The sequence below is a fragment of the Leptolyngbya sp. O-77 genome (assembly GCF_001548395.1).
Lineage (GTDB): Bacteria > Cyanobacteriota > Cyanobacteriia > Elainellales > Elainellaceae > Thermoleptolyngbya.
The window spans coordinates 2,323,058-2,346,920 of sequence record NZ_AP017367.1; the positions used below are offsets into that span (position 1 = coordinate 2,323,058).

The 23,863-nt window shown below is 57.2% G+C and carries 20 protein-coding genes; 11 read left to right on the forward strand and 9 right to left on the reverse strand.

The window, feature by feature from the left end:
- The first annotated feature begins 45 nt into the window (after window positions 1-45).
- The 3 genes from urtC (at window position 46) to urtE (ending at window position 2,846) form a co-directional block, all read left to right on the forward strand.
- A complete protein-coding gene (urtC, locus tag O77CONTIG1_RS09935; protein WP_068510213.1) occupies window positions 46-1,212 on the forward strand; it encodes an urea ABC transporter permease subunit UrtC in 1,167 nt (388 codons plus the stop codon).
- Window positions 1,187-1,996, forward strand: a complete 810-nt coding sequence (gene urtD / locus O77CONTIG1_RS09940) for an urea ABC transporter ATP-binding protein UrtD (RefSeq protein WP_084782474.1) — start codon at window positions 1,187-1,189, stop codon at window positions 1,994-1,996. The genes urtC and urtD overlap by 26 nt, the downstream gene beginning before the upstream one ends.
- A gap of 88 nt (window positions 1,997-2,084) precedes the next feature.
- Window positions 2,085-2,846 (forward strand): urea ABC transporter ATP-binding subunit UrtE, encoded by a 762-nt coding sequence (gene urtE, locus O77CONTIG1_RS09945; RefSeq protein ID WP_225894733.1) that lies wholly within the window; start codon window positions 2,085-2,087, stop codon window positions 2,844-2,846.
- Window positions 2,847-2,973: 127 nt separating this feature from the next.
- On the opposite strand, the gene O77CONTIG1_RS09950 is transcribed toward urtE, so the two are convergent.
- Entirely contained in the window at window positions 2,974-3,297 is a 324-nt protein-coding gene (locus O77CONTIG1_RS09950; RefSeq protein WP_068510215.1) for a hypothetical protein, read from the reverse strand.
- A gap of 493 nt (window positions 3,298-3,790) precedes the next feature.
- Between O77CONTIG1_RS09950 and O77CONTIG1_RS09960 the strand changes: the two genes are divergently transcribed.
- A complete protein-coding gene (locus O77CONTIG1_RS09960; protein ID WP_068510219.1) occupies window positions 3,791-4,087 on the forward strand; it encodes a hypothetical protein in 297 nt (98 codons plus the stop codon).
- Between the two features lie 125 nt (window positions 4,088-4,212).
- On the opposite strand, the gene gcvP is transcribed toward O77CONTIG1_RS09960, so the two are convergent.
- Window positions 4,213-7,254, reverse strand: a complete 3,042-nt coding sequence (gene gcvP, locus O77CONTIG1_RS09965; RefSeq protein WP_225894734.1) for an aminomethyl-transferring glycine dehydrogenase — start codon at window positions 7,252-7,254, stop codon at window positions 4,213-4,215.
- Window positions 7,255-7,770: 516 nt separating this feature from the next.
- Between gcvP and O77CONTIG1_RS09970 the strand changes: the two genes are divergently transcribed.
- A complete protein-coding gene (locus tag O77CONTIG1_RS09970; protein WP_156435130.1) occupies window positions 7,771-8,478 on the forward strand; it encodes a hypothetical protein in 708 nt (235 codons plus the stop codon).
- Here O77CONTIG1_RS09970 and O77CONTIG1_RS09975 read toward each other — a convergent pair.
- Entirely contained in the window at window positions 8,384-9,553 is a 1,170-nt protein-coding gene (locus tag O77CONTIG1_RS09975; RefSeq protein WP_068510225.1) for an extracellular solute-binding protein, read from the reverse strand. The genes O77CONTIG1_RS09970 and O77CONTIG1_RS09975 overlap by 95 nt on opposite strands.
- A 947-nt stretch (window positions 9,554-10,500) precedes the next feature.
- Between O77CONTIG1_RS09975 and O77CONTIG1_RS09980 the strand changes: the two genes are divergently transcribed.
- Complete coding sequence (locus O77CONTIG1_RS09980) at window positions 10,501-11,013, forward strand: histidine kinase (protein ID WP_068510227.1); 513 nt, start codon at window positions 10,501-10,503, stop codon at window positions 11,011-11,013.
- A gap of 272 nt (window positions 11,014-11,285) precedes the next feature.
- Entirely contained in the window at window positions 11,286-11,912 is a 627-nt protein-coding gene (locus O77CONTIG1_RS09985; protein ID WP_068510232.1) for a DedA family protein, read from the forward strand.
- Between the two features lie 36 nt (window positions 11,913-11,948).
- On the opposite strand, the gene O77CONTIG1_RS09990 is transcribed toward O77CONTIG1_RS09985, so the two are convergent.
- The 4 genes from O77CONTIG1_RS09990 to petN form a co-directional block, all read right to left on the reverse strand.
- Window positions 11,949-12,350, reverse strand: coding sequence for a two-component system response regulator (locus O77CONTIG1_RS09990; RefSeq protein ID WP_068510234.1), 402 nt, complete (start codon window positions 12,348-12,350; stop codon window positions 11,949-11,951).
- A gap of 459 nt (window positions 12,351-12,809) precedes the next feature.
- Window positions 12,810-14,744, reverse strand: coding sequence for a primary-amine oxidase (locus O77CONTIG1_RS09995; RefSeq protein WP_068516354.1), 1,935 nt, complete (start codon window positions 14,742-14,744; stop codon window positions 12,810-12,812).
- 289 nt (window positions 14,745-15,033) lie between these two features.
- On the reverse strand, window positions 15,034-15,201 hold the full coding sequence (locus O77CONTIG1_RS25160) for a hypothetical protein (protein WP_172799660.1): 168 nt from the start codon (window positions 15,199-15,201) through the stop codon (window positions 15,034-15,036).
- Window positions 15,202-15,252: 51 nt separating this feature from the next.
- Complete coding sequence (gene petN / locus O77CONTIG1_RS10000; protein WP_068510235.1) at window positions 15,253-15,342, reverse strand: cytochrome b6-f complex subunit PetN; 90 nt, start codon at window positions 15,340-15,342, stop codon at window positions 15,253-15,255.
- A gap of 278 nt (window positions 15,343-15,620) precedes the next feature.
- On the opposite strand from petN, the gene O77CONTIG1_RS25165 reads away from it, so the two are divergent.
- The 4 genes from O77CONTIG1_RS25165 to O77CONTIG1_RS10020 all read left to right on the forward strand — a co-directional run bounded on the left by O77CONTIG1_RS25165 (window position 15,621) and on the right by O77CONTIG1_RS10020 (window position 21,230).
- The gene (locus O77CONTIG1_RS25165) at window positions 15,621-16,457 is read left to right on the forward strand and encodes a hypothetical protein (protein WP_068510237.1); all 837 of its coding nucleotides are present in this window, start codon (window positions 15,621-15,623) and stop codon (window positions 16,455-16,457) included.
- A complete protein-coding gene (locus O77CONTIG1_RS23470; protein ID WP_225894772.1) occupies window positions 16,402-16,842 on the forward strand; it encodes a TonB family protein in 441 nt (146 codons plus the stop codon). The genes O77CONTIG1_RS25165 and O77CONTIG1_RS23470 overlap by 56 nt, the downstream gene beginning before the upstream one ends.
- Window positions 16,843-16,906: 64 nt before the next feature.
- Window positions 16,907-18,436, forward strand: coding sequence for a hypothetical protein (locus tag O77CONTIG1_RS10015; protein ID WP_068510240.1), 1,530 nt, complete (start codon window positions 16,907-16,909; stop codon window positions 18,434-18,436).
- 262 nt (window positions 18,437-18,698) lie between these two features.
- Window positions 18,699-21,230: an endonuclease MutS2 gene (locus O77CONTIG1_RS10020; protein ID WP_068510242.1), complete on the forward strand. Its 2,532-nt coding sequence runs from the start codon at window positions 18,699-18,701 to the stop codon at window positions 21,228-21,230.
- Between the two features lie 38 nt (window positions 21,231-21,268).
- Here O77CONTIG1_RS10020 and dapB read toward each other — a convergent pair whose 3' ends face one another.
- A complete protein-coding gene (gene dapB, locus O77CONTIG1_RS10025) occupies window positions 21,269-22,108 on the reverse strand; it encodes a 4-hydroxy-tetrahydrodipicolinate reductase (protein WP_084782480.1) in 840 nt (279 codons plus the stop codon).
- Window positions 22,109-22,150: 42 nt separating this feature from the next.
- Window positions 22,151-23,497: a sensor histidine kinase gene (locus O77CONTIG1_RS10030; RefSeq protein WP_068510243.1), complete on the reverse strand. Its 1,347-nt coding sequence runs from the start codon at window positions 23,495-23,497 to the stop codon at window positions 22,151-22,153.
- Window positions 23,498-23,863 lie beyond the last annotated feature (366 nt).

Genomic DNA, 23,863 nt, shown 5'->3' on the forward strand with positions numbered 1-23,863 from the left:
TTTAGCCCTGCACCCATTCATGTTGCCGTTACCTGAGCAATCCTCATGGCCGTTGACACTTTTGTTCCCAATCGCACCGTAAACCTGGCAAAGCGGCGATCGCTCTTGATAGAAATTGCCATCGTAGCGGCGATCGCCCTGTTCCTCATCTTCGCGCTGCCCTGGATGATTTCCGCCTTTCGCCTCAACCTGATGGGTCGATTCTTGGCGCTAGCCATCGTCGCCCTCGGCATCGACCTAATCTGGGGCTTCACTGGGTTACTTAGCTTGGGACATGGCATCTTTTTCACGCTGGGCGGCTACGCCCTGGCTATGCACCTGAAGTTGCCCCAGCCGCCAGGAAGCGGGCTTCCAGATTTCATGTCGCTTTATGGAGTCAGCGAGTTGCCCTGGTTCTGGCGACCGTTTTACTCTGCGCCATTTTCTATGATGGCGATCGCCGTTATTCCCGCCATCATTGCCGGACTGCTGGGCTACGTCATCTTCCGAAACCGGATTCGCGGCGTGTATTTCTCCATCCTGACGCAAGCCGCAACAATCATCTTTTTCAACTTTTTCAATGGTCAGCAAAAGCTGTTCAACGGAACCAACGGTTTGACCGATTTTCGATCGGTCTTTGGGCTGCCCGTGAAGGACAACCGGACGCAATACATTCTCTACATTGTCACTATCTTATTTGTTGTGGCGGCCTACGCCCTTTGTCGATGGCTGACCAGCGGTCGGTTTGGTCGCCTCCTCGTGGCCATCCGCGATGATGAAAGTCGCGTTCGGTTTACAGGCTATAACCCAACGGGGTTCAAGATCCTGGTGTTTGCCGTGTCTGGTGCGCTGGCTGGAATCGCGGGTGCCCTATTCACGCTGCAATCGGGAATTGTGTCGCCCAACACGATGAACATTGCCTTCTCGATCGAAATGGTGATCTGGGTTGCAGTCGGTGGCCGCGCAACGCTGGTAGGCGCAATTTTGGGTGCAGTGGTTGTGAACCTGGCCAAGAGCCTGCTGAGTGAAAAGTTTCCTGATTTTTGGCTGTTTTTCCAGGGTGGCTTGTTTTTGCTGGTGGTGCTGCTGTTGCCGAGTGGCATCATTGGCTGGCTCCGCACGAGCGGCGTAAACCTCTATAAGCAACTCACTGGGCAAACACGACTGTCTACTTACCCCAGCTTAGAAGAAGACCCAGAGGTTGAATATGAACGAAAAAATCTTGGAGATTGATGACCTGACCGTCAGCTTTGACGGGTTCAAAGCCCTCAATCATCTTAACTTCAGCCTCGATAAGGGGGAACTGCGCGTCATCATCGGCCCCAACGGTGCAGGCAAGACGACCTTTCTCGACATCATTACGGGAAAAACCAAGCCCACCGAAGGACAGGTACGATTCAAAGGTCGGAATCTGCGTCCCTACGCTGAGCATGAAATCGCGCAGATGGGCGTGGGGCGGAAGTTTCAAACGCCACGAGTGTACCTGAACCTGTCCACCCGCGAAAACCTAGAGCTAGCCGCCAACCGCCAAAAGTCCGTCATTCACACTCTATTTCGCAAGACGCTGAACGCTGAGCGGCGAACGGTGGCGGAACTGCTGGAAACCATTGGTCTGTCACACAAAGCGGACATGAAAGCGAATCTGCTGTCGCACGGCGAAAAGCAGTGGCTAGAAATTGGGATGCTGGTCGCGCAATCCCCTGATTTGCTGCTGGTGGATGAACCCGTGGCCGGACTGACGGACGAAGAAACGGAACGCACGGGTGAACTGCTTCTGTCCTTGGCGGAGAGCCACTCGATCATCGTGATCGAACATGACATGGAATTCGTTCGCCAAATTGCTAGAGGCACGGTTACGGTGCTGCACCAGGGTTCTGTCCTCTGTGAAGGCACCATCGACGAGGTGCAGTCTGACCCCCGCGTTATTGAGGTTTACCTGGGTCAAGAAATTCACGCCGACGGCCCCATTAGCCTGGAAGACACTGAGGAACTGCTAGAGGCTGTCGAAGGCGTGTAGCGCAGGAAGCAGGTGTTCCAATACGGCAATATCTTGTCATTCCAACTCTCGTCATTCCAACACTCTGTTATCCTTTCCCTCTGCCATCATGAGCCAAACCAACTCTGCTGTCGCCTACGAAACGCCCGCCGTTGCTGATGACGCGATGCTCCGCGTATCGGGGCTGAATGTGTATTACGGCGAGAGTCATATTTTACGGAATGTTGATCTCACGGTGCCGCGGGGGCAGATGGTGTGCCTGATTGGGCGCAACGGCGTGGGCAAGACGACCCTGCTGAAGACCATCATGGGTCTGCTAAAGCCGCGCAGTGGGAATATCACGTTCGATGGGCGATCGCTCTTAGAACGGACTCCCGACCAGCGGGCGCGGCTGGGCATTGGCTACGTCCCACAGGGGCGCGAGGTGATTCCCCGGCTGACGGTGCAGGAAAATCTGATCCTGGGGCGCGAAGCAAGGGCAGACAAGGCAGGACGCAGTACCAACCAGGTTCCCGACTATATCTACGACCTGTTTCCCGTCCTAAAGACCATGCTGGATCGGATGGGCGGCGACCTGTCGGGTGGGCAGCAGCAGCAGTTGGCGATCGCCCGCGCCCTCATGGGCAAGCCCAAACTCCTGGTGCTGGACGAACCCACCGAAGGCATTCAGCCCTCGATCATCCTGGATATCGAAAATGCCGTGCGCCAGATCGTTGCCTCCACAGGGATTTCGGTTCTTTTGGTGGAGCAGCATTTGCATTTCGTGCGCCAGGCCGACCGCTACTACGCTATGCAAAAGGGCGGCATTGTCGCCTCTGGCCCGACTAGCGAACTCAGTAATGACGTGATCCAGCAATTCCTGGCCGTGTAATGACGTGTCGTGTTACGGCGCCATGTGCAACGTTCAATCTGCTGTCACCCCCCAACCCCTGCTCCCAGTCGGGAGGCGGGGAGAAAGAGGGGCTTGAAGTCCCTAAGCAAACCTAAACGCTCAGCGGCTAATCGACTCGCTCTAGCTGCCAGAGAATCTGGTTTCCTTCGCGGCGCACGCGAGAGACGACCCAGTTGCGCCAGACCCAGTGATCGCCCCGCCCGGTGACGGCGCTGGCGTTGACATCCATCAGGTCGGCCAGTTCGGCGCTGGTGATCAGATAACCACTGCTGGCGATCGCATCGGCCATTTGCAGCGTTTCGACAGTATTGCGAAGCTGAGCAACCCGCACCTCGCGGGGCAAGTTGTCGCTGGTATCTACGCTGGAGGGAATCGACGAAAGATTAGAGTCCACGGTGAGTTCAGCGGAATGCGTCAGGACAGCCGACATGCACAGCAAAGCAACAGTTCAATTCACAGCAATTCACAGCAGTTCACAGATTTATTAAAGCACTCTCCTAGAAAGACAGATTGCAAACTGTAATGCAATGTTGAGTTTCGCTGCGAATCTAGAATGCAAACCTTCAAAAAAGCGTCCCATCTAGAGCCACGCATCGAGCGATTTCGCGCAAAAAGCGGATGCCAGACCCCTTCACATTCCGTAGCAAAATTTTGCTTGCGCCGATCAGGGGTATCTACTACAATCGTCCATCAAGCTGTAATTTTTCCAACACGCAGCTTATCTTCACTCCCCGAAAATTTGGCCGGTTCGTCGTTTACGGCATTGGTAGATGCGCCAACACCTACCAACGCCTGACCCCAAGACAGGAATAGCTGTCTCAGGGCTTTGCCTATTGTATGGCCGCCTTGAAACCTGCTTTGCGTCGTTTGGGCGGCCATCTTTTCGGGGTTTCCCTACCTCGTTTCCAAGGAGGAAACCCCAAATGCTGACAGTTCAATACACCTGGTCGTCCCCATTTTCGGAGGCGACCCAGTTTTCGCTGCCCCCGCTCACCTGCGAACTGCCCCACCGTCGCCGCCTGCGCCACTGCATCATCGGCCTGCCCGAAGACGCGCAACTGGCCATCGACCGGCTGCACCTGCTCCGCTATGCCGAATGCTTCGAGTGGACCCACGCCCTGGAATTTCCGCCCCACGGCATCGTCTTCGACGGTCGCCCCGGCGAAGTGCTGCGCTACCTGCACCGTGAAGTACGGAGTAACCCCAGCGCGAATGAGTAAGAACAGATAAGGGCGATTTTGGGTTTTGGGTTTTGGGTTTTGGCAGGGCATTCCCTCAATCCAAAATCCAAAATCCCCAATCTAAAATTCCCCCATTCGATGGCGCGATGGATCTAATAATGGATCTAATAAGCGTCTATGGGCAGGCAGGAGCAGACTAGGTTGCGATCGCCATAGGCGTTATCAATGCGTCCTACGGCAGGCCAGAACTTGTTCTCACGAGTCCACGCCGTTGGGTAGGCAGCCTGCTCCCGCGAGTAGGGGCGGTTCCACTCGTCGCTCAGCAAGATGGCAGCAGGGTGGGGCGCATTTTTCAGCAAGTTATTGTCTTGGGGAACCTTGCCGTCTTCGATCTCGCGGATTTCTTCGCGGATGGCGATCATCGCATCGCAGAAGCGATCTAATTCTGCCAGCGACTCGCTCTCGGTCGGCTCTACCATGATCGTCCCCGCCACGGGCCAGGACATGGTGGGCGGGTGAAACCCGTAGTCGATCAGCCGCTTGGCAACGTCTTCCACCTCCACACCAGCCGTCTTCTTAAACTGGCGCAGGTCGAGGATACACTCGTGGGCCACCAGCCCGTTTTCGCCCTTATACAGCACGGAGTAATGTCCCTCCAGCCGCTTAGCAATGTAGTTGGCGCTGAGGATGGCGACCTGGGTGGCGCGGGTCAACCCAGCCGTGCCCATCAGGCGGATGTAGACCCAGGAAATGGGCAAGATGCTGCTGCTGCCCCAGGGCGCAGCAGAGACGGAGCCGACGCTGTTTTCGCCGCCCATCGGCACGACGGGATGGCTGGGCAAGAAAGGAACCAAGTGCGCCGCTACGCCAATCGGGCCCATGCCGGGGCCGCCGCCGCCGTGGGGAATGCAGAAGGTCTTGTGCAGGTTCAAATGGCATACATCTGCGCCAAAGTCGGCCGGACGACACAATCCCACCTGGGCGTTCATGTTGGCGCCGTCCATGTAGATCTGGCCGCCGTAGGCATGAACAATGTCGCAAATTTCTCGAATCGCCGCCTCAAAGACCCCGTGGGTAGAGGGATATGTCACCATCAGCGCCGCTAGATCGGTCTGGTGCTTCTCTGCCTTGGTTCGCAAATCCGCCACGTCGATATTGCCTTCGCTGTCGCAGGCGACGGGCACCACCTTCATGCCGGACATCACGGCGCTGGCGGGGTTAGTGCCGTGGGCCGATTCGGGAATTAGGCAGACATTGCGATGTGCTTCGCCCCGACTCAGGTGATATTGCCGAATCACCAGCAGCCCGGTGTATTCGCCCTGGGACCCTGCATTCGGCTGGAGTGAGATACCCGCAAAACCCGTAATTTCCTTGAGCAAGTCCCCAAGCTGCTGGAACAGGACTTGATAGCCCTGGGCCTGATCCAGCGGCACAAAGGGATGAAGCTGGCCAAACTCCGCCCAGGTGACGGGCAGCATTTCGGAGGTGGCGTTCAGCTTCATGGTGCAGGAGCCGAGGGGAATCATCGCCGTGGCTAGGGACAAGTCCTTAAGCTGGAGGCGATACATGTAGCGGAGGAGTTCGGTTTCGGAGTGGTAGCGGTGGAAGACGGGATGGGTGAGGTAGGGGCTGGTGCGGGCGAGGGGGCTGGGGATCTGAGGGTTTTGCTCCGCAGCGCTGACGTGAGGGGCATTCGGCAGGGAAGGCGTTGGGGAACTGGGGGCGAAGACTTGGAGGAGATCCTGGAGGTCTGCGGGGGTGGTGGTTTCGTCGAGGCTGATGCCGAGGGTGGTGGGGTTAATGCGGCGGAGGTTGATCTGGTGGGCGATCGCCCGCTCCATGAGCTTCTCAGCATCGGGCACCGTCACCCGCAGCGTGTCAAAGAAGGGTTCGCTCCCCAGTTCGTAGCCTTGCGCCTTTAGGCCTTCGGCGAGGACGCAGGTGAGTTGGTGAATGCGGGTGGCGATGCGCTTCAGTCCATCTGGGCCGTGGTAGACGGCATACATGCTGGCAATGATGGCCAGCAGCACTTGGGCAGTGCAGATATTGCTAGTAGCCTTGTCACGGCGGATGTGCTGTTCGCGGGTTTGCAGGGCCAGACGCAGGGCGGGCTGGCCCGTCGCGTCTTTGGATACGCCGACGAGGCGACCCGGAATCTGCCGCTTGAAGGCTTCTTTAGTGGCGAAGTAGGCCGCGTGGGGGCCGCCATAGCCGAGGGGCACGCCAAAGCGCTGGGTGCTGCCGACGGCAATATCTGCACCAAATTCTCCCGGCGGTTTCAGCAGCGTCAGGCTGAGCAGGTCGGCGGCAACCGTGGCGATCGCCCCTTGTTCATGCGCCCGCTCAATAAATGCCGTGTAGTCGTAAATTGCGCCGTCCGTCGCCGGATATTGCAGCAGCACGCCAAAGACGGGCGTGGAAAAATCGAACGTGCGGTGGTCGCCCACCAAAACGTCGATGCCTAGCGGCCGGGCGCGGGTTTGCACCACCTCGATCGTTTGCGGGTGGCAGGCTTCCGACACCCAAAATGTCTTGCTCTTGCCCTTGTGCTGGCCATAGCTGAGGGTCATCGCTTCGGCGGCGGCGGTGCCTTCGTCCAACAGCGAGGCGTTGGCGATTTCCAGCCCTGTCAGGTCGATCACCATCGTCTGAAAGTTCAGCAGCGCCTCCAGGCGACCCTGCGCGATTTCGGGCTGGTAGGGCGTGTATTGCGTATACCAGCCAGGATTTTCCAGAATATTGCGCTGAATGACCGGCGGCGTAATGGTGTTGTGATAGCCCATGCCGATGAAGGAGCGGAAGAGTTTATTTTGAGCGGCGATCGCCCTCAGTTCCTTGAGCAACTCATACTCGCTCTGCCCCTCTCCCAAGTTCAGCGGCTGCTGGAGCCGGATAGCCGTGGGTACGGCCCGGTCGATTAGTTCTGCCAAAGACCCCAAGCCTAGCGTCGCCAGCATGGATTGCACCTCTGCCTCCGACGGCCCAATATGCCGCTGCACAAAGTTATCCGCAGCCGTAACCCCATCGACCTCTGCATGGTCAGCGCGATTCGCGAAGCAACCCCTGCGGGAATCGCCCGATTGCCTGCCATCTGCCTCTGCGCTGTTCTCTATCCCTGTGGACAGTGTTCCGGCGACCTCGCCGTTTGAAATTGAGCCAGCGTTATCCATCGACACTTGAGAATTGGTCAAAGTTTCAGGCGACATAGACAGCAGCAGAGGGTGAGTTTGAGGATAAAAATCGAAGAGAGCTTGGGAAAAGAGCCTAGAGAAACAGACCCTACCGACAGACCTTACCGATGGACTCACGAAGACTCAGAAGCGCCGCCGAAAGACAGCCACCCAAACAGACGAGGCACTGGTTATGACGCTGCTGCTCCTGAGTTCCCATTTCTCTAAGACGTATTCTAGTAATCTTAAGGGATGTTAAGAAAATCGCCCATCGCTCCGTCGGGTCGCGGCTTGGTTCATTCGGACTCTGACTCTGGATCATCCGATTGGATGATCTATTTTTCCTGGACTTGCCGATTAAATCGGTTTAGGTGAGGATAGGGAAAATTCATAGGAAAAGTTGACAACCGCAAGTCAGGAAAGCCGAACCCTGGCTGGCTTGTTCTAGTGGGTTAATGCCGCATTGGCTGATGTCGCACTGGCTGATGTCACGTCTAACCAGCGGACACAAGGACCCGTCAGCGGTAGGTCATGAGGCACTTGGAGCAAACCATGAAAATGGCAAATAGACGGGCAAATGGGCGATTTCCCCAGGGATCGCTTCGCCAATCGCACTGGATGTCTGTTGGTGCAAGAACAGGGTTGAGCGTGGGTCTGGTTGCAGGGCTGATGGGTGGGGCGATCGCCGTCCACGCGGCTCCCCAGTCCGACGCACCCGCAGCAACCCGCACAGCAGCGGCAGCCTCCGACGACATGACCCGTCTGCTGCTGAGCGAACCCCCGGATTTATCGCTGGCGCAACCCGGCGCAGTTTTGCCCGATCCAGGAATGATTACCGCGAACACGATTTCTCAGGAAGGACTGACGCTGCCCAGTCTGTGGTGGGTGCGTGACCAGTTTGGCGAACAGCTTTTGGAAACTTGGCTGGTCTATCCCGCCCGCGAAGACTCGCCCCAGCGGGTGGAACTCGTCGTCAACCCGCAAGTGTGGAGCATCTATAACTATATGGAGCGCTACACGTTTGTAAACCAATTTGGCGCGTCTGCCAGCACCTATGGCTACAGCACCCGCGTCTTTGACCGCCAGGGTAACCTGCTGGCGGCTTATCTGTGCAATTTTTCGGGCGTGGCATTGGGCCAGGCAGAGGGGCAGCGAGACTGCGACATTATGCTGCGTTCCGACGGGATTGCTGGGCTGACGGGTCGATCCACGCCTGCCGCGGCAACGCCGACCACGCCTGCCGAAATTGGGCAGCGCTAGCGGGCGACAGCGGCAATAGAAATTCGCTTTTTTGCAAAATGGACTCGGCAGGCAGCCGTAGCTCACGGTTTCGCAAGTCCGCAGGCAAGTCCGATGTATCCAGCGCAAAAATGGGCGATGCAGCGGCCGTTTGCAGCGACAGGCGGGTTGCAGTCTCCGGCTGCCAGCAAAAGTCGATCCACTGGGCCAGCGCAGATTCGGCGATCGCCCCCGGATTGGACTCTGTAGAGGGCGATCGCGCTGGACGCACCCACAAATCGCTAAACAGCATCGTGCCCGACGCGGGAATCACCGCCCCAATGCGCGGGTCGCCCTGCATCACGGGCAGAATGTCGGTCGTCCAGCCCACGGCGGCCCAGGTGTCGTCGATCAGCAGCGGCTGCAAATAATCGGTAGAACTGTAGAACTTAGTCTGGCGGTCGAGGGCAGCCAGTTCATCCTGCAAATTGGGAACGGTCTCCAGGTTTGATTCATTAACCGAGCGCCCCAGTTTCTTTAGCACCAGCCCCAACACCGTGCGCGGGCTATCGGGCAGCGACAGCATTCCGGCTAGCTCCGGCCGCCACAGGTCTGCCCAGTCTTGGGGTTGCCAGCCCAGGGGGTCTAGCTTATCCCTGCGAAAGGCGATCGCCACGCTGCCCCAGCGGTAGGGCGCACCCCACACCAGACCCGTAGCGCTCAGCGCACCCTGGCGATCGCGCGTTACCAAATCCTGCCAGGGCTTGGGCACGCGCTCCCAGCCGGGAATAGACGACATCTCCAGCGGCTGAATCAGCTTTTGCTGGATCGCCTCCGTTAGCCACGCATCACCCATTGTTACCAAGTCGGCCGTCTGCGACGACTCCACCGTTTGCCAGGTTTGCAACTGCTCAAAGATGCTGGCAAGCTGCGGACGGGGCACAAAGCTGAGCGGCAGCGGTTGCCTCAGGGCGCTGCGAAATGCCTTCAAGACCTGCGGCGGCACCGAGTCTTCGAGAAACAACACCCGCAGCCCGTTGTCGCGGCGGCGACATCCGCCCAGCAGGGCCGCAAGCGCTACACTGCCAGAGCCAATGAGGAGCGATCGCCGCTTCATGTTGATCAGGGGTAGGAGGGTATAGATAGAGGGTTGGACTCAAGAAACCAGTTGTTTCAGGATGTTAGCAGAATGTCAGGTATCCGTCGCCTCCCCACGAGTCAGAGAGCGATCGCCCCTTTTATCGTTTCGAGCGAGGATTGCAGCCCACTGCTGCCAACGTAGCGTTCCGAGTAGCGTTCCGACAGCGCTAATTCTTATGAAACTGGCAGAATCTTGCGGGCAATTCTTAGACATCAGGTGGACTGCAAAACGCAAGTCAGATCAATCCTCCCGATTGCGCCGATAGATAAAATAGAAAGGAGTAGGGAATAAGAAAAGGACGGTCTTAAATTTTGGAGGAATGCCTGCCTCCTCTAAACCGACTGGTGTACCTTTTACTCATACGTCTCATAAGATTTCCATCCTTCTATTCACTTGCGTCAGATAGATGATTGCGTAGACAATTGCGACCTTTCATTCCGGGAACAGATGTAAGTTTATTCGTCTTTTAGCAAGACTTTTAAGCTGTCAGTTTTGGTTATTTATATCTTTGAATAGATGCGCCTAGACGATGGTGACAAGCCTTGGAAGCTAATTTTCGTTTGGCGATCGCGCTCAGACTTGTGACAGTTTAATTAGCGAAACATAGATGGGGCGATCGCTCATTTTATAGTTCTATAACTAAGATAGTTCAGGTGCTAAAGGATTCTTTCTAAGTCTAAGGAACTTTTAAGACATAGACGAATTCTTTAAACCAGAACCTGCAATTCACCTGCTCTTGATGCCATCAGACTGAGATTGAAAGAGGTGCGAAAGCGCCTTTTTGAGAAATCTTTTATCTCAGGTCTATGGTCGAGCATGAAGCGACTCTGATTCGATTACCTGGTCCGAATTCACCATAAGTGCAGTTTGCATTTATGTCGGATTTTTGCGCTCTCTTGTACGTTTTTGGGATGGGAAAACCTATGAAACTCTCTCTGAAATCGATTGCTACCGTTTCTGCTCTGTCGGCTGTTGCTGCGGTTCCCATGCTGTTTTCTGCCAGCCCTGCTTCGGCCCAGATGTCTGGTAGCTACATTGGCGCAGGTATTGCTGCGGGTGTGACCGAAGATGCCGCTGGCGACACGTCCTTCGGGGCAAATGTTCAAGGGCGGTTTGACGTGCCTGTGGCTCCGATCTCGGTGCGCGGCGCAGCCCTGATTAGCGATTCGGCGGCGCTAATGCCCCTAGTGACGTATGACATCGGCATCGCACCTGGCACCAACCTCTACATCGGCGGCGGCTACTCCTTTGTCACCGAAGAGGGCGAATCGACTCCGCTGGGCGATCGCAGCGCTCCGGTGGCCACGGTGGGTGTAGAAGCCGCGATTCGTCGCAACATCGTCCTCTACGGTGACGCGAAGGTGGGCTTTGATGCATACCGAAACAGCAACGACGCTGCTGTGAGCCTGCAAGTGGGTGCAGCTTATCGATTCTAGGCTGCTGCGTAGGGCATCTCTTGACTTGCAGGTTTGCAGCGACTACGGCTAGAAACGATGACACTGTGTGATGTTTAGGTTGAGATCTAACGGGATAGCCAACACTGTCTAGTTGGGATCTCACCGACCTAAAGGCTGAACTAAATCCTCCGGCTATCCCCCCGAACTCCTATCGCACTGGGAAACGGGGGGATTTTCTTAATCATTGACACCCTCTCCCGCTTAAGTGAAGATCAAAAGAGTATTCGTAAATCTTTGTGAAGGCTTCCCTCATGTCGCTTGAGCTGTTATCGCTAGAGGCCCTGGAAAATCTTGCACATGAGTATGGCTATTGGGTCGTGTTTTTGGGCATTATGCTCGAAAATACAGGCGTGCCGCTGCCCGGTGAGACAATTACGCTGGTGGGCGGGTTTTTGGCAGGCAGCGATGAGCTAGATTACTGGCTGGTGTTGGCCAGTGCCACGGCCGGGGCTGTGCTGGGGGACAATTTTGGCTATTGGATTGGGTATTTTGGCGGCTGGCCGCTGCTGGTGCGGGTGGGTCGCGTCTTTCGCATTGAGGAACCCAGGCTGCTGGCAATCCGCAAGCAATTTAGCGAAAATGCCGCGAGAGCAGTCATTTTTGGTCGGTTTCTGGCGCTGCTGCGAATTTTTGCCGGGCCGCTGGCAGGCATTGCTCAGATGCCTTATCCCAAGTTTTTGCTGTGCAATTTGATTGGGGCGCTGTCTTGGGCATCGGTCATGGTCACGCTTGCCTTTTTTGTTGGCAAGCTTGTTCCACTGGAGCAGCTGGTGGCGCTGGTGGGTCAGTTTGCAGTGGTGGCGCTGCTGCTGTTTTGTGCGGCGATCGCCCTGCCCACCTGGCTAGAGCATCGCGCCAAGCAAGAGCTTGAAGGCTAAGTTCAGATCCATTTGGTGAATCGAATCGAGGTCGGACTAGCTGGCGGAGCCAACGCTCTGTCGCGCCCAGGCCGACTGCACCAGCGACATCAGCACATCGGCAGTGAGCGGCTTGACTAGAAATCCATCAAAGCCCGGATTTTCTTCTTGGTGCAGCCAGCTCGGCGCATGGTGATCGGTCAGCGTGACGATGGTAGTGTGGCGGGCGTTGGCGTTGTTGCGGAGCTGTTTGACTAGCACCTCAGACCAGCGGCGATCGCCCCCCACCAAAATCACCAGAGACGGCGGCGACTGGCTCACTCGCAGCATCATTTGCACGGCTGAGTTTGTCACCACAACAGGACAGTGCAACCGAGCAAGCTGAGACTCTAGTCTGCGAAGTTCGTCGGACGGCTTATCCAACACCAAGACATAGCTCTGGTTGAGTTGCAGTTGCATGATTTTCCTCGGATACCCGGCTTTGGATATCGGGTGTTGTCAAGCAACTATACTCCAGGCTATGGTTCAGGCAAAACCAGGCTCAAATCCTTGTCCGATAAGGGATGCGGCTATTGATTTTTATCAGCGGCCTTCAATTTTTTTTAGGCTTTGGCAATAGGAAGTTGGTGATAGTTTTTAAACCTTAACGTTGCATAAACAAAAGACTCACAAGTTAATATCCAGACGATTAATCTGCATCATTTCAGCAGTTGAAATGCTCTCGATGAAGCTTTAAAGAATAACCGCAGTAATAAAAAATAATCACAATAAAAAATAATCACAGCAATCCGAAATGATTACAGAAAAGTCGATCTCATCGATCTCTACGGAACTAGTTCCCCTTCTCCTAGAGGAGAAGGGGTTGGAGCATGAGGGCGTATGACTTTCGACTTTTCAAGCACCGCCCATTCTGATCGCCTAGTGACAGGCGTGCTTGGATTCCGAGGGCGGCACATCAAGAGCCGGGTTTGCCTCAAAAAAGCCGACCGGCTTCAGCATAAAGCCGGAATAAGCCGTCGGCATCACGGGCCAGTCTTCTGGACGGGGAATGTGGTGATGCCCGAAGTTATACCAAACCACAATGTCGGTATTTTCAATCGAGCGGTTGGCCTGCGTCCACTGGGGCAAGCCCTCGCCGCCGGGGTGCTGGTTGGGGTAGTTGCCTGCAGGATAGCGCTCGTCCGGGTCGTAGGGCGTGACCCACAGGTGCTTGCCCATAAAGCCTGCCCGCTTCATGATGGGCGAGTCCGGGTGGGCAAAGGGCAGCACGTTCTCTCCTGGGGCAAGCTTGAAGCCGACGGGTTGCCCCAGGCGGTTAGTCACGTTGGGGTTCACTACTTTCCAGTAGCGGGCGGTGAAGGGGTCGATCAGGCGTTGGGCCTGCTGCTCGGTTGCCAGCAGTGTCGAAGTGGCGTAAAACGCATTGCCCATCGGGTTTTCGGGGCCCATTGGCTCGGCTTCGGTGTTGACTTCGTAGACGGAGTTGGCCGTGCCATCCAGGTCAAAATCTAGCCGCATACAGAAGAAGTGCTGATGGTTGGTGGCGTTTAGCTCTGGGGCGACCAGCGTGCCATATTTCGGCGCACCCGCCAGGGCTGCACAGAGCAAAATGCCCGTCAGCTTGACTTCAAACTGGATGGAGCCGTCCTGATAGAGATACCAGAAAAAGGCGTATTCGTAGTTGTCTACGGTGGCGATGAAGGAAATGGCCAAACGGCGCGATCGCCTTACTTCCACACTCTCTCTGCGCCAGTCGGTGTGCTTCCAGAGCATTCCAAAATCTTCTTCGTGCAGGCAGACGGCATTTTCAATCACCGACACCTCGCCCCGGCTGTTGGTCAGCACGCCGTCAAAGTAATAAATTTCGCCCAGGCAATCGCAGCCCAGCTTGAGGGAATTGGCCAGCAGCCCCACGCCATGTTCACCGACGTCAAACGCATTTTTGCGATAGTGCTGCGGGCGCGGGTCTCCGTAGGGCACGACCATCTCCGCCATCGACGCACGGTAGAGAATCGGCCGTAGTCGTCCCTGATCTTCATAGCTCAGGCAATATAGCACCAGTCCCTCACGCGGCGTAAAGCCGATGCGAAAGTCCCACTTTTGCCAGCGGATATGGTGCCCATTCACCTGAAAGCTGGGCCCTTCTGGTTGGGTAATGTGCAGCGGCTTGATGTCCTGGCGAAACGCGGGCATGAAGCGGGCTTCGTATTCCCCTGGCTCCGGCGGCGCGGGTACCACGCCCAAGTCGTCGATCCGAATTAGCTCCATTTTGTTCAAGTCCACCACGGGAATCAGCCCGTCGATGGGGCGGGCGTAGGCGTTGCTGTCGGGTGTGGCGCGCAGATAGCAGATGCAGCGCGAAAAGCGGATGCCCTTTTCGTCTTCAAAGCCAAAGTTGCCCGGTGCCCACGGATCGACCATCACCAGATCCAGGTTGGTGATGCCCCGCTTTGCCAGGGCTGCGTGAAAGTCGGGGTGTGCCTTGACGACGGCTTCGCACTCTACTAGCTCATCGGCCATGATGTTGGGCTGCACGCCTGGAACCTGCTTCCAGGATGTAACCAACTCCTGCGTCAGGGACACCACCGCCTCGTAGGTTTGCCCGGTGGCGTTGTCCAGCAAGATAAACGCGACTTCCCGATCGAAGCGATCGCCCGGTTGATAAGCCTGCACCAGCGCCTTGGGCGGTTCACGCAGCGTGACGGAGGGAAACCGGAAACTGTCGCCCACGTCTTTTTGCTGCCGCAGCAAAGAAACTGCCTGGGTAATTTCAGCAGCCGTTAAGGGTTCTAGAGGATGTAATGCAAGAGCCTGAGGATTGGAAGAGGCAGGCGTTTCGCGGGTTGTGGTCATACAAAATTGGGGAGGTGATTCTAGAAATTCAACATCAAAATAGGTCGTCAGTTCAGGGCGACCAGTGGCCGGGCCTTCATTGGGCTGGCGCAAAGAAGCCCAATCTCTGAAGATACTCAATTCTGTGAGGGGTTGTGGTGTGCGTTGTTGCGAAGCAGGAGCGGGCAGCAGAAAAGCCGTGTTGGGAACAGGAGAGAAAGGGACGCAAAACGTAAAAGAGCCAGGTTGATCAGGGTCAACTGGCTCTCCTATTGGCTCTCTTCGGGAAGCAAGGTATTGCTGAGTCGGGCTATCGGCTGCGCTTTTCGCGGTCTTGGCGACGGCGATCGCGCCATTCTACAGCCGTTAAATAAATAACCCCGCCTGTCACGCCGACCAGCAGCAGCGCCGCCAGCACCGCCAACACATTCAGCGGGGACAGACTCAGGGCAGACACATCAAGCGTATCAAGGGTCATTGCAAAAATTGTGAATCTGGACGGAAGTCTTAATCAATCCAGTTAGACCAGTTAGAAACCGTTGCGCCCCCAAACCACCAGCGAGATTGAAAACGTGAATAGAACCAGCAAAGAAACCCATCCCAACGTCAAAATATCCATAGCAAAATCTCAAACACAGCGGGTGCAAATGATTTCAAGCTCCTATTTTACGGCAAAAGGACAGCATTCCTGAAGTCCCCTGCCAGCCAGGATACGATCGGAAATTGGGGCGGTAACGGTCTGAACAGCGATTTCCCGTTCTCAATTGTTCCGCGTGATCTAGAAAAATTGGGTATTTCTGCGGGAAAAAAAAGCCGTCAGATCGGCCGCGTCCTGTGGTTTGATTACAGTAACTCGCAGATTTACAGGGCTTGCGCCTGGGCGGGGTGAGGAGAAGCATGAGCCGACTGGGGCGCTATCGGTCGCGGGTGATGACGCGCCAACGCAAGCATTTAGTCTTATACGTCACGGCGGCAGCAGCGTTCCATGCGGGCGCGGTGACCGCAGGCTGGGTCGCGTGGCAACTGCCGGAGCCGCCACAGGTTGAGCCGCCCAGCCCTGCCCAGCCAATCGAGTTTGTTTACCTGGATGCTCCTGAAACGGGAGCGGTAGAAGCTGCGCTGCGCCGCGCCCAGGTGTCTCAGAAAGCGACTGGCGAAAAGGTGGACGTTTTACCCACCAATGCGGGCAAGGCTGTAGAGTTTCAGAAGGATGCGGTGACGCTAGCAGGCAGCAAGGGTGACGCGCTAGATGAGGGGAGCGTGGCAATTGCCCCCCCGGAGGATGAGGCTGAAAAAGCCCTGCCGCAACTTGCCGCCCACGCCAGCCGCCCGGCGATCGCCCCTGCCGCGCCTGCCCCGGCTCCTAGCCCGATTCGTGAAGCGATCCCTGCGGAAATCGCCCCATCCGCTGCTCCGGCTCCCGTCCCGTCCACCCCTCCCCCGCCCGCTGCCTCTCCCAGCCCTGCGGCGACGCCAGTGGCGGCGGCCCCGGCGGCTCCGACCCCCAACGGTTTGCCCGCGCTGAGTCCGGCTCCCCTTTGCGCCGCCAGAATCGATTCCCTCGCCCCTGGCCCGGCCGCCATTGCCGCCACCCCCAGCCGCTCTGGGGAAGCCGCACTGCCGCCCCCCACCAGATTTTTCGCCCGTCTCGCCTCAGCCACCCCAGCCCTTGCCAGAAGTGGTCGTTGCTGGCAACCCTGCCGCTGCGCCGCCACCCCCCCGGTCAGGGACTAGACGGCATCGCCAACCCAGACCCCACACGACGGCGGCCAATCCGCCCGGTCTATCTGCCCAGCGTGACCCCGTGTGGGGGGCATATGTCAACCAACTCAACCGGGAAGTTCAAGAGGTCTGGCAGCAGGTGCCGATTGATCGACCCTACCGCGTCACGGTTCGGCTCACCCTGGATCGCGCAGGCAACCTGCTCGACTTGCAGCTTGCGGAACCCTCTGGCTTTGCCGATGCCGATGCCGCTGCAATCGCCGCTGTGCAGCAGTCCGCCCCGTTTGAGCCGTTTCCTGCCACCGCCACGCGCGATCGCATCCGCGTCAACCTCACGTTTAACTACAATTTGGTGGAACCGGGAGCAGCGGCCCGCGATCCAGGCGCTAAAGAGTGAGTCCGTTTGCCGCCTGAAGCCCGAAAGCCGCCTCCTAAAATCTGACACTCGCTAAGATTCAAGCATGAATCCTAAATCGCTGCGGGTGACGACCGCGATTAAATCTGAGCATCTGGAAGGGGCGATCGCCGAGCTGGCGGGGCGTTACTTGCGGGCGACCAAAACCGGGGCGCGAGTGGTGACGCAGCCGACAGAGTTGCCCGTGTCGCCGTATTGCGAGGCCCTGTTGGAAGACTGGCGCAGGGGCAAGGTGAGCTATGCGCCGGGAACGATTACGCTGGTCTTTAGCGGGGGCGTGCTGGAGGCGGCGGCGGATCTGCTGATTTATAAACCAGAGGGGGGCGATCGCCTGCTCTATGGCAACCCATCTGCCAGCCGCCGCGAGTCGCAATTGCCGCTGCCGCTGGGAAGTGTGACTGACAACCCCGCACAAGCCAGTGCAGGAAAGGGCGATCGCCCCCGTTCGGGAGCAGCCTCCGATGACCTGGGACGGCAAGTGCAGGCCCTCAGCGATATTTTGGTGGAATTGACTGAACATCAGCGGGCGGTAGAAAGTCGCTTGCGGGAGAGGGCAGGCAGCGTCGCAGACAGTGTTTCAAACAGTGTTTCAAACAGTGTTTCAAACAGTGTTTCAAACAGCGCTTCAAATAGCGCTTCAAACGGTTCCGCCGCCGGACTATCTGCCCCACAAGTTCAAAAACTGCTGGAGGCCCAGGCAGCCAGCTTTGCCCAGATGCTGGCCAGCCAGATGGCCGCCACCACGCGCCACTTTGGGCAGCGGCTCGACCAGATCCAGGCGCAGCTTGAGCAAATTCAGGCGCAGCTTGACTTGCCCGAAGACCTGCCCGACCCGCAGACCGAGACCGAATGGCAGCAGCGCATCCAGGCGACCTGGGGCACAGTGGGCGATTATGAGCAATACAGCGCTAGCCATCGTGAAGCCAACGCCGAAACGCCCCTATTTCACGCGCCCGACTGGGTGGCGCTGTGCGAACTGGACTGGGCGCGGCGGCTGCACCCCGTGTTGGCGCAACTGCACCAGATGATCCACGGTGAGGAGGGCATTGGCTATGCTGGGGCGGACGTGTTGCAGCAGTTTGGCTGTCATGTTGATGCACGCACGGGCGATCGCTATTACATCTACAAGCTGGGCGGATTCAGCGCCTACGATGCGCTCTGGCAAACGGCGACACACCCCCAGCAATCCTGGCTGCCCGCATTGCAGCGCCTCCGCAAAAAAGCCGCCCGCTTCCCCGATGTGTTTCACCTGTTTGGCTGGGAACCAGAGGCGATCGCCGCTCTCGATACGGTTGTCGAACGACTCTTGCGGGAAAAGCAGTCAGCAGGGCAACAGTCGGCCGGATCGACCCACGGCAGCCACCACTACGCCAAGCGCCCCGGCAATACGATTCCCGATTACTTGGCTCTGCTGAATTTGGGCCCTTTTACCCCGATCACGCCGGAATCCCTCAAACGCGCCTACAAGCAGGCGATGAAAACAGCACACCCCGATACTGGCGGCAGCAAAGAGCTAGCGCAGCGGGTGAATGAAGCCTACGAAGCGGTGCTGCGGCATTACTTTCCTAGTGCTTGAACCCGGTGCTTGAGGGCAGAAGACCATATCGATTTTGGATTGCTAGATGCAGACTGCGAGTTGGGATTTTGGATTTTGGATTTTGGATCGCTAGATGCGGGCTGCGAGTTGGGATTTTGGATTTTGGATTGCGGGTTGCGAGGTATTTACCCATTGCGTTTGGAGCGCCCGTTGGGAGAATTGGCCTGGCTCCGTTGGGCGAAATTGCTGACACGCTCTAGATCCCTGATAATTGGGAATAGTCTCCAGACCTAAGCCGCAATTGATCCAAGCTGAAACCCTCAATCTGTTGGAATGGCCGCGCCTGTGCCAGCATCTCGCCACCTTTGCTGCGACGAAATTGGGCGCAAGAGTCGCGCAGGATCTGCGAATTCCCGATACCCAGACCAAAAGCGAGGCGCTACTGGCGCAAACCCGCGAGGTCTATCAGCTTGAAACCACGCTGCCAGTTTCGCTTAGCTTTGAGGGCATTCAGGACATTGGCGACGCGCTGGAACGGGCTGCATTGCAAGGTATCTTGAGTGGAGACGATTTGCTGGCGATCGCCACGACGCTTTCTGGCGCACGCACCCTCCGCCGCACGATTGACCAATATCCCGACCTGACCACGCTCAATGCCCTGGTTGCAGACCTCCGCACCTATCCCGAACTAGAGCAAGAAATCCACCGCTGCATCGACGAGCGCGGCCGGGTTATGGACCGCGCCAGTGCTAAATTGGGCGGCATCCGCGAGCAGCTTAAGCAGCAGCGCGATCGCATTTATCAAATCTTGCAGGGCATTTTGCAGCGCCACGGCAACGCGGTGCAGGAAGCGCTGATTACCCAGCGGGGCGATCGCTTTGTGCTGCCCGTCAAGTCTTCCCACAAAGACATCATCCCCGGCATCGTCCACGACACCTCCACCAGCGGCGCAACGCTCTATGTAGAGCCAAACGCCATCGTCAGCCACGGCAACCAGCTCCGGCAGTTGCTGAAGCAAGAGCAGGTGGAAGAAGAAGCCGTCCGCCGCGCCCTCAGCGAACAGGTTGCAGGCGTTCACGAAGATTTAGAAAGACTGCTGGCGATCGCCACGACGCTTGACCTGGCCACCGCCCGCGCCCGCTATTCCCTCTGGCTCGGCGCAAATCCCCCTCGTTTTGTGGAATTTGGGAGTCAGGAATCTGGAGACTCCGCCAACGGCTCTGCGTCTGTGGTTGCTCCAATTACCCTCCGCCAACTTCGCCACCCGCTCCTCATCTGGCAGCATCAGCACGAGCAGGGGCCGGCCGTCGTGCCGATCGATCTGGTCATCCAGCCCCAAATCCGCGTCGTTGCCATCACCGGCCCCAACACGGGCGGCAAAACCGTGACGCTGAAAACGCTCGGACTGGCGGCGCTGATGGCAAAAGTGGGGCTATTTGTTCCCGCCCGCGAACCCGTGGAAATGCCCTGGTTTCACCAGGTTCTAGCAGATATCGGCGACGAGCAATCGCTTCAGCAAAGCCTTTCGACCTTTTCTGGACACATTCGCCGGATTGGGCGGATTCTGGCGGCGTTGCAGCAGGATAAGGCGGAGAGTGACGGTGAGACAGAGCCGTTGAGTGAGGACGAGCCGTTCCCCCATACCCCAACGCCCTCCCTCGTCCTCCTCGACGAAGTGGGCGCAGGGACTGACCCCTCGGAAGGCAGCGCCCTGGCGATCGCCCTCCTCCGCTACTTAGCCGATCACGCTGCCTTAACCGTTGCCACGACCCACTACGGCGAACTGAAGGCGCTGAAGTATCAAGACGAGCGCTTCGAGAATGCCTCGGTGGAATTTGACGATGTGACGCTATCCCCCACCTATCGGCTGCTTTGGGGCATTCCGGGACGTTCAAACGCGCTGGCGATCGCCCAGCGGCTCGGCCTCAACCCGGCAATCGTGGAGGCGGCCCGGGCGCAGATCGGCGCAGGCTCCGAGAGCGACGTCAACCGCGTGATTGCCGGACTGGAGCAGCAGCGCCGCCAGCAGGAGGAAAAGACAAAATCTGCGGATCAGTTGATTCGAGAAACGGAGCGATTGCATCAGGAGATCTTGCAACGAGCGGAGATGCTGCGGCAGCGCGAACGGGAACTGCAACAGCAGCAAGAAGAGGCCGTGCAGGCGGCGATCGCCCAGGCTAAAGCTGAAATCGCTAGGGTAATTCGCCAACTCCAGCGCGGCCCCGAAACGGCCCAAACCGCCCAGCAGGCCACCGAAGCCCTGAATGACCTCGCCGATCGCCACTTGCCCTCGCGTCAGGCTCCACCCAAACCGAAGCCTGGATTTCGTCCCAAAGTGGGCGATCGCGTCCGCATTCCCCGACTGGGACAGGTTGCCGAAGTGCTGACGAATCCCGATGACAGCGGCGAATTTACCGTCCGCTTTGGGCTGATGAAGATGACCGTTTCTCTGGCGGATGTGGAGTCGCTGCAAGGGGAAAAAGCTGAACTGCCTGCCAAGGAGCAGGGATCGGCCGCCAAGGGCCAGAGCGCAGAAAAGAAGCGACCGTCAGAGAAATCTGCGGAGGAAAAGCCGCCCGAAGCCCCCGCGATTCGCACGTCAAAGAACACCCTCGACCTGCGGGGCAGCCGGGTGGCAGATGCAGAGATTGAGCTAGAACGGGCGATCGCCAGCGCCCAGCCGGGCCCCCTGTGGATCATCCACGGCCACGGCACGGGCAAACTGCGGCAGGGCGTTCATGCTTTCCTGAAGGAGCATCCGCAGGTGTTGCGCTTTGAGGCGGCAGAGCGGGCAGACGGTGGCTCTGGCGTGACGGTTGCCTACATAGAATGAGGCTTTTGCTGCCATACCTGGCGCGATCGCCCTTTGGCTTACAGCACCTTTTCTAGCCCGTAGACCAGCGATTTTAACGCCAGCACCTTGCGAATGCAGAGCAGCACACCGGGCATATAGGACGCGCGATCGCTCGTGTCGTGGCGCAGGGTATAAAGCTGCCCTGGTGCGCCAAAGATCACTTCCTGGTGAGCAATTAAACCGGGAAGCCGGACGCTGTGGATGCGGATGCCATCTTCGGTTTGACTGCCGCGTGCGCCAGGGAGTTTCTCGGTTTCATCAACGGTCGGCGGATTAAAGGCTTTGCCAAATTCCGCTAAAAGCTGCGCCGTTTGAATCGCTGTGCCGCTGGGTGCGTCGGCTTTTTGGTTGTGGTGCAGTTCGATAATTTCCACATGGTCAAAATAGCGCGATGCCTGCACCGCCGCCTGCTGCATCAGCACCACCCCAATCGAGAAATTGGGAATCACCAGACAGCCGATGCTCGCCTTGTCAGCAAAGTCTGCCAGATCGTTAAGTTGCTCCACACTCAGCCCCGTCGTGCCAATCACCGGACGCACGCCATAGGCGATCGCCGCTCGCGCATTTTCATACACTACGTCGGGATGGGTAAAATCCACCATCACAGCGGGCTGCTTTTCCTGCGATGCCAGCGCCAGCGTGCCCTGCATGTCGTTGAGAATGGGCACCTCCAGCGGGCCGCAGCCGATGATTTCGCCCACGTCCTGCCCAATCCGTTCTGGATTGCGGGCCAACGCCCCCACCAGCGTCATGTCTTTGCTAGCGGCGATCGCCTTGATGGTTTCGCGCCCCATCTTGCCCGTTGCGCCGTTTACCACGACCGGAATCGGAGCCTGTGTCATTGGAGCCTGCGTCATAGCCAAACGGTTCTCTGCTAAACATTTGGCATTGTATAGCGGTTAGGGATTTCTCGCTGCGGTGCGCGTTGGCTCTGGGGCAGCGAATGACTGTCTTAGCGGAATCTGAATTAAGAAAGTCGTGCCCTGCCCTGTGTCGGACTGGCAAATTAGTTGCCCACGATGTTTTTCTGTGACGATTTGATGGCTAATGGCTAACCCCAATCCGGTTCCTTTACCGAGCGGCTTGGTGGTATAAAACGCCTCATAAATTTGGGCTTGCACTGCTTTGGGAATGCCGGGGCCATTGTCCGCAACGCAGATTTCAGCCTGCTTCGCGGCATTGTCCGGTTCAATCAGGCGTGTGCAGATCTTGATGACAGGTGCTTTATCTTGAAGCGTTCGCTCTAGCGTGCTTGATTGATTGGCTTTATACGTCTCACAGGCTTCTTCTAGCGCGTCGATTGCGTTGCTCAAGATGTTCATAAACACTTGATTAAGCTGTCCTGCATAGCATTCCACTTTGGGCAGATCGCCATACTCTCGCACCACCTGAATGCAGGGGCGATCGCCCTTTGGCTTGAGGCGATGCTGCAAAATCATCAGCGTGCTGTCGATGCCGTCGTGAATATTCACGGGCTTCATTTCCGCTTCGTCTACGCGAGAAAAGTTCCGCAGCGACAGCACAATCTGACGAATCCGGTCTGCGCCAATCTGCATGGAGGAAAGAGTCTTGGGCAAATCACTCTCAATAAACTCTAGATCGCTGTCGGCTAAGACCTCTGCCACAGCAGGCGCAGGCTGGGGAACCGTTTCTCGATACAGCGCCAGCAAATTGAGCAATTCCTGCGTATAGCTGCTGACGTGATTGATGTTGCCGTAGATAAAATTAACGGGATTATTGATTTCGTGAGCAATGCCCGACACAAGCTGCCCCAGATTTGAAAGCTTTTCCGCCTGGATGAGGCGAGACTGGGTACTCTGAAGTTCTCGCAGCGCCCGTTCTAGCTCTCGATTCGCCGCTTCTAGCTTGGCCGGACTGGGCAGCGCCAGCGCCTGAGGAATCAGCGGCACTAGCTCTATCGCCGTATAAATCGAAATGATAGCCGTGAACGCTTTGACCACACCCGACAGCCAGTAGCTTGGATGCCAAATCGTCCAGATATCCATCAGATGTCCTATGCCGCAAGCGATGATGAACGCTCCAAACAACACAAACATCCAGTTAAACGGAACATCTCTGCGCTTGGCGATGAAGTAAAGGAGCAAGGCGGGAATCGAGAAATAAGCCAAGGCGATCGCCGCATTGGAAACAACATGCAACCACACCAGCCAGGGTTGCCACAGGTAACAGTGCCCGTGGGGAATATAGCCCTGCGAACCGAAAAGCGTATGCAGCAGGTTGGTCATACATTTAGATGATTGGGTCAGGTGAGAGGCGAAGTTTGAAGCAATCTTTAAGAACGCTACTTGAGAATGCCCACCCCTCCCATTTGAGCTAACATCCTGTCGTTATCAGGGCAAAACATGAATTTACCCGGTCTGAGAGGGATTTCTGCTTTAGGATTGCACTGCTTTGGGATTGCACTGTTTTGGGACTGCACTGCTTTGGGATTGCATGGAGGGGGCGATCGCCATCTCAAAAGCAAGGCTACAAAACACGATCGGTTTCAGAATTACGCTCGTGACCCACAGGAACCTCATCGAAAGAGGGTCGGAGTGTGACTCACCTCCGACCCTCCAGTATCAAGCTTGTGATCTCCTAGCTCATCTCTC

Excerpts from the sequence above, each read along its gene's own strand:
- urtC (WP_068510213.1), top strand. The coding sequence starts at position 46 with ATGGCCGTTGACACTTTTGTTCCCAATCGCACCGTAAACCTGGCAAAG.
- urtD (WP_084782474.1), top strand. The coding sequence starts at position 1,187 with ATGAACGAAAAAATCTTGGAGATTGATGACCTGACCGTCAGCTTTGAC.
- urtE (WP_225894733.1), top strand. The coding sequence starts at position 2,085 with ATGAGCCAAACCAACTCTGCTGTCGCCTACGAAACGCCCGCCGTTGCT.
- O77CONTIG1_RS09950 (WP_068510215.1), bottom strand. The coding sequence starts at position 3,297 with ATGTCGGCTGTCCTGACGCATTCCGCTGAACTCACCGTGGACTCTAAT.
- O77CONTIG1_RS09960 (WP_068510219.1), top strand. The coding sequence starts at position 3,791 with ATGCTGACAGTTCAATACACCTGGTCGTCCCCATTTTCGGAGGCGACC.
- gcvP (WP_225894734.1), bottom strand. The coding sequence starts at position 7,254 with ATGTCGCCTGAAACTTTGACCAATTCTCAAGTGTCGATGGATAACGCT.
- O77CONTIG1_RS09970 (WP_156435130.1), top strand. The coding sequence starts at position 7,771 with ATGAAAATGGCAAATAGACGGGCAAATGGGCGATTTCCCCAGGGATCG.
- O77CONTIG1_RS09975 (WP_068510225.1), bottom strand. The coding sequence starts at position 9,553 with ATGAAGCGGCGATCGCTCCTCATTGGCTCTGGCAGTGTAGCGCTTGCG.
- O77CONTIG1_RS09980 (WP_068510227.1), top strand. The coding sequence starts at position 10,501 with ATGAAACTCTCTCTGAAATCGATTGCTACCGTTTCTGCTCTGTCGGCT.
- O77CONTIG1_RS09985 (WP_068510232.1), top strand. The coding sequence starts at position 11,286 with ATGTCGCTTGAGCTGTTATCGCTAGAGGCCCTGGAAAATCTTGCACAT.
- O77CONTIG1_RS09990 (WP_068510234.1), bottom strand. The coding sequence starts at position 12,350 with ATGCAACTGCAACTCAACCAGAGCTATGTCTTGGTGTTGGATAAGCCG.
- O77CONTIG1_RS09995 (WP_068516354.1), bottom strand. The coding sequence starts at position 14,744 with ATGACCACAACCCGCGAAACGCCTGCCTCTTCCAATCCTCAGGCTCTT.
- O77CONTIG1_RS25160 (WP_172799660.1), bottom strand. The coding sequence starts at position 15,201 with ATGACCCTTGATACGCTTGATGTGTCTGCCCTGAGTCTGTCCCCGCTG.
- petN (WP_068510235.1), bottom strand. The coding sequence starts at position 15,342 with ATGGATATTTTGACGTTGGGATGGGTTTCTTTGCTGGTTCTATTCACG.
- O77CONTIG1_RS25165 (WP_068510237.1), top strand. The coding sequence starts at position 15,621 with ATGAGCCGACTGGGGCGCTATCGGTCGCGGGTGATGACGCGCCAACGC.
- O77CONTIG1_RS10015 (WP_068510240.1), top strand. The coding sequence starts at position 16,907 with ATGAATCCTAAATCGCTGCGGGTGACGACCGCGATTAAATCTGAGCAT.
- dapB (WP_084782480.1), bottom strand. The coding sequence starts at position 22,108 with ATGACGCAGGCTCCAATGACACAGGCTCCGATTCCGGTCGTGGTAAAC.
- O77CONTIG1_RS10030 (WP_068510243.1), bottom strand. The coding sequence starts at position 23,497 with ATGACCAACCTGCTGCATACGCTTTTCGGTTCGCAGGGCTATATTCCC.